Origin of the sequence: Methylobacterium sp. J-070 (assembly GCF_022829385.1) — a bacterium.
GTDB lineage: Bacteria > Pseudomonadota > Alphaproteobacteria > Rhizobiales > Beijerinckiaceae > Methylobacterium.
Map to the genome: position 1 here is coordinate 1 of NZ_JAKSXX010000039.1, position 3,646 is coordinate 3,646.

Genomic DNA, 3,646 nt, shown 5'->3' on the forward strand with positions numbered 1-3,646 from the left:
GGCTGCCGAGGGGCAGCGGGCGACCTCGACCGATCAGACCGGACGAGAATTCTCGCGGGTGGTGGCGCTGGTCGAGCCATGCCGTGAGGGTATGTAGGCGGCCGATCTATCGAACGAATGGACGGCGAACGATGTCGTGCAAATCGACCCGGTGCCCACAATGAGCACGGAGGAGGCTGAGCTTCCGGAATGGGCCGAGGAGGTGGCGGGCACGTTCGGGCCCGTTCTCCCGGACAGGATCCAGAGACACCTCGGCAACTTGCTGGCGGCCGTCTACGCGCAGGAGGATGCCGAGCTTGGCGCCACGAGCCGCTTTGCCGAACTGCTGGCCAAGCTCGATCTGGCTCTCGGCGACGCGGCCGAACGCAACGATGCCGAGTTCAAGAGGCTGCTCGTCACCATACTCCCGGGTCTGCTCCGCTTCGCCGTCTCGCTCGCCCGCGACCCGGTAGTGGCCGACGATCTCGTTCAGGACACCCTTGTGCGGGCATGGCGCTCCCGTACACGCTTCGAACAGGGCACGAACTTCGAGGCTTGGACCTTCACGATCCTGCGCAACCAGTTCTACACCCACCAGCGCAAGCACCGTGAAGTCCAGGACGAGGACGGAAGCCACACCGCCCGGCTGGCAACCCTGCCGGATCAAGCTGGCCACCTCGATCTCCAAGACGTGCGCGCTGCCCTCGACCGGCTTGCGCCGACGTTGCGGGAAGCGTTGGTCCTCGTGGCGATCGAAAACCTAACCTACGAGGAAGCTGCCGCGGTCATGAACTGCCAGATCGGCACCGTGAAGAGCCGCGTCTGGCGCGCCCGCGAGCGGCTCGTGAAGGCGCTTGGCTATGATGGTGACGAGATCCGCAACGACGCCGTCATGCTTTCGGCGCTCGGCGGATCAGGCGAGGTCAGCGAGTGAGCCAAGATCCCCCTTCGGATGATCGAGCCGAACCCATACTGTCGATTGAGGAGATCCGGGAGCGCGCCTACGACCTCTGGGATCGAAACCACCGGCCCGAAGGCTACGAGCTGGAGTTCTGGCTCATGGCCGAGCGCGAGCTGATGGCGGAGCGCCGGGGCGTGTCGAGCGGTTTGTCCGATGCGGGACAGGCGTAGGATCATGAGCGAAGGCATCGTTCCGCTACGCCGGAGAGGTGAGGAGCGATCCGCGCTCGCCCGGGTCGATGTCGCCGCGGTAGAGTTGCTCGTCGGTGGTCACGCTACGAACCTGCAGGCGGCGCGGGCTCAGATCATCCTCGCGGACCTGCGGGAACAGCGGGATCAGATGACGTCGGTGCTCGCGGATGTGCGCGGCCGCGAGCCGACCGGTGATCCTGAGATCGACGACACCAACGCTAACCTGATTACGGCGATCAACTCCGGCATCGTGCAGATCGACCTGTTCATCGCCCGTGGTCAGGTCTTCTTGGCGCAAGCCGCTCAACCGGGAGCATACCAGCCTGAAGCATCGGCACGGACACCGAAAAATGCCTAATGCCGATAGCGTTCGGCTAGGGTCATCAGCGCCTGCGCCAGCTCCGTGAGGTTGGCCGAGGCCGTCTCGACCTGCCGCGTGCCGGCCGCGGTCTGTTGGCTCGCCTGCCGGATGTTCTGAAGCGCGCCCACCACCTGCTCGATCCCGAGCTGCTGCTGGTTGGTCGAGGCCACGATCTGCTGGAACACCTGAGTGCCTTCCTCCACCTTGGCGGTGATCTCCTCGATGGTGCGCTGCGTCGTGTCCGAGCGGGTCTTGCCGGCCGCTGCGCGCTTGACCGCCTCCTCGGTCAGCATCACCGAGGTGTTGATCCCCCGCTGGATCTCGCCCAGGAGCCCGCGCACCTGGCCGGTGGCCGCCTTGGCCTGATCGGCCAGGAGCTTCATCTCGGAGGCCACGACCGCGAAGCTCAGGCCGCTCTCGCCCGCCGCCGCCGCCTCGATGGCGGCGTTGAGCGCCAGCAGGTGCGTGCGCTCGGAGATGTCGTTGACCGTCTCGATGATGTCGCCGATCGTCTGGGTCTTCTCCGACAGGCTGACGATGTTGCCGGCCACCGCCTCCGCCTGCTCGCGGATCGCCTCCATAGCCTTGGCGGTGTCCGAGACGGCGCGCAGGCCCTGGCGGGAGGTCTGGGCGGTGGCCTGGGCGGTTGCGATCACCTCGGTGGCACGTCTACCGATCTGCGCACCCGACTGGGTAATCTGATCCATGGTGGCGGCGGTCTCCTGCACGGCGGCGAACTGCTGCTCGACCGAGGCCGCCTGCTCCTGCGCAGAGGCGCGGATTTCGGCCGCGGCGGTGTTGAGGTCGGCGGTGGCGGTGCGGTTGGTCCGGGCAAGATCGGCGAGGCCGGCTACCATCGCGTTGAGGCTGCGTCCCAAGCGACCGATCTCGTTGTGCCCCCCTTCGCCGAGCGTGCCCGTGAGATCGCCCTCGCCGACATGCTCGACGAAGCCCATTACCCGCACGAGCGGTCGGACGATCAGGCGATTGATGGCGATCCCGACCCCGAGGCAGATCAGGAGGGTGAGCAGGGTTCCGCCCCAGAGCGCGAGGCTCTCGTTGCGCTCGGCCTGCGTGACGCGCACAGCCTGCGCTGCGCGGGTCCGCTCTTCAAGCGTATCGATGGCGGCGAGCTTCCCGCGCAGGGTGTCGAAGAACTGCTTGCCTCTACCCTCAGCCTCGATGCGCACCGCCTCCGGTCGTGTCGCCGGGTTGGCCGCTTCTCGGATGGCAGTCTCGCCGATGTCAGCCTGCCAAGCGCGGGCTGCCGTCACGGCGTCGGCCAACAGGCGAGACCGCTCGGCATCATTGCCGATCAATGTCCTCAGGCGAGTGATCGTCTCATCCAGAGCCGGCCGTCCCGCGCGGTAGGGCTCCAGGCTGCTCTCGCGTCCGGTGATGAGATAGCCGCGTAGCCCCGTCTCCTGGTTGAGCATGGCGGTGCGGAAGGCGTCGAGACCGTGGGCCACCTGCGTCGAGCGGTCGAGGGCGTTTGTTGCGTCTTGCAGATGGTCACGCGTGAGCAAGACCGCGCTGCTGCTGAGGACCGACACGAGCGCGATGACGCCGATGGCGCCGCCCAGCGTGCGGTTGAGGCCAAACGTATTCGGCATGCTCGGTCTTTCCTGGTCAGGCCTGCGGACGGCTTCGAGCGGCAGCCGCAACAACGATGGCATCGCCAATAGCGCCCAAAGCGAGCTGACGCGAGCAACACCGCGCTCTCCCGCGCCTCAAGCCTCAGTATCAACTCTAGCGTCCGAGGAAGGCTGCCGGTCCTGCCTGATCAGTTCCAGCTCCTCGGCGCTCAGTTCCTCAACTCCGATGAGGCGTTCATCTGTGTCTTCCACGGCGCGGATCAGCTCATCCAGCTTCATCTGGATAGCGGCGGTGTCACGGGCGCCGGCCACCAGAATGACACCTGCCAAGAGCATGGCGGCGATGGACAGGAACAGGTTGAAGACGAGCGCCCAGTGATCGTTGAAGCTGAGGATGAAGCCGGCGCCCAGCCCGGCAGCGACGGTAAAGCAGGTCGTCAAGAAGCCGAGGGGTTTTGAAAGCCACACGGCAAGGCCAATGATCGGACGGTCCAGCATCAATCCTCAAGCTCAGCGCATCGAGCCGCTAAGCAAGTTAGCGCAACCGTGTTTCCAAAAT

Annotated in this window: 5 protein-coding genes; 3 read left to right on the forward strand and 2 right to left on the reverse strand. The window is 65.9% G+C overall.

Annotated elements, in window-relative coordinates; genetic code table 11:
* The first annotated feature begins 160 nt into the window (after positions 1 to 160).
* Genes MKL01_RS01900 through MKL01_RS01910 form a run of 3 tightly spaced genes read left to right on the forward strand, consistent with a single transcriptional unit; the run spans position 161 to position 1,489 of the window.
* The gene (locus tag MKL01_RS01900) at positions 161 to 913 is read left to right on the forward strand and encodes a sigma-70 family RNA polymerase sigma factor (RefSeq protein WP_243903548.1); all 753 of its coding nucleotides are present in this window, start codon (positions 161 to 163) and stop codon (positions 911 to 913) included.
* The gene (locus MKL01_RS01905) at positions 910 to 1,110 is read left to right on the forward strand and encodes a DUF2934 domain-containing protein (protein ID WP_243903544.1); all 201 of its coding nucleotides are present in this window, start codon (positions 910 to 912) and stop codon (positions 1,108 to 1,110) included. Before MKL01_RS01900 ends, MKL01_RS01905 begins: the two co-directional genes overlap by 4 nt.
* A 4-nt stretch (positions 1,111 to 1,114) precedes the next feature.
* Positions 1,115 to 1,489: a hypothetical protein gene (locus MKL01_RS01910; protein WP_243903545.1), complete on the forward strand. Its 375-nt coding sequence runs from the start codon at positions 1,115 to 1,117 to the stop codon at positions 1,487 to 1,489.
* On the opposite strand, the gene MKL01_RS01915 is transcribed toward MKL01_RS01910, so the two are convergent.
* Together MKL01_RS01915 and MKL01_RS01920 are read right to left on the reverse strand one after the other, a co-directional pair.
* Positions 1,486 to 3,105, reverse strand: a complete 1,620-nt coding sequence (locus MKL01_RS01915) for a methyl-accepting chemotaxis protein (protein ID WP_243903546.1) — start codon at positions 3,103 to 3,105, stop codon at positions 1,486 to 1,488. The genes MKL01_RS01910 and MKL01_RS01915 overlap by 4 nt on opposite strands.
* A 117-nt stretch (positions 3,106 to 3,222) precedes the next feature.
* On the reverse strand, positions 3,223 to 3,585 hold the full coding sequence (locus MKL01_RS01920; protein WP_243903547.1) for a low affinity iron permease family protein: 363 nt from the start codon (positions 3,583 to 3,585) through the stop codon (positions 3,223 to 3,225).
* Positions 3,586 to 3,646 lie beyond the last annotated feature (61 nt).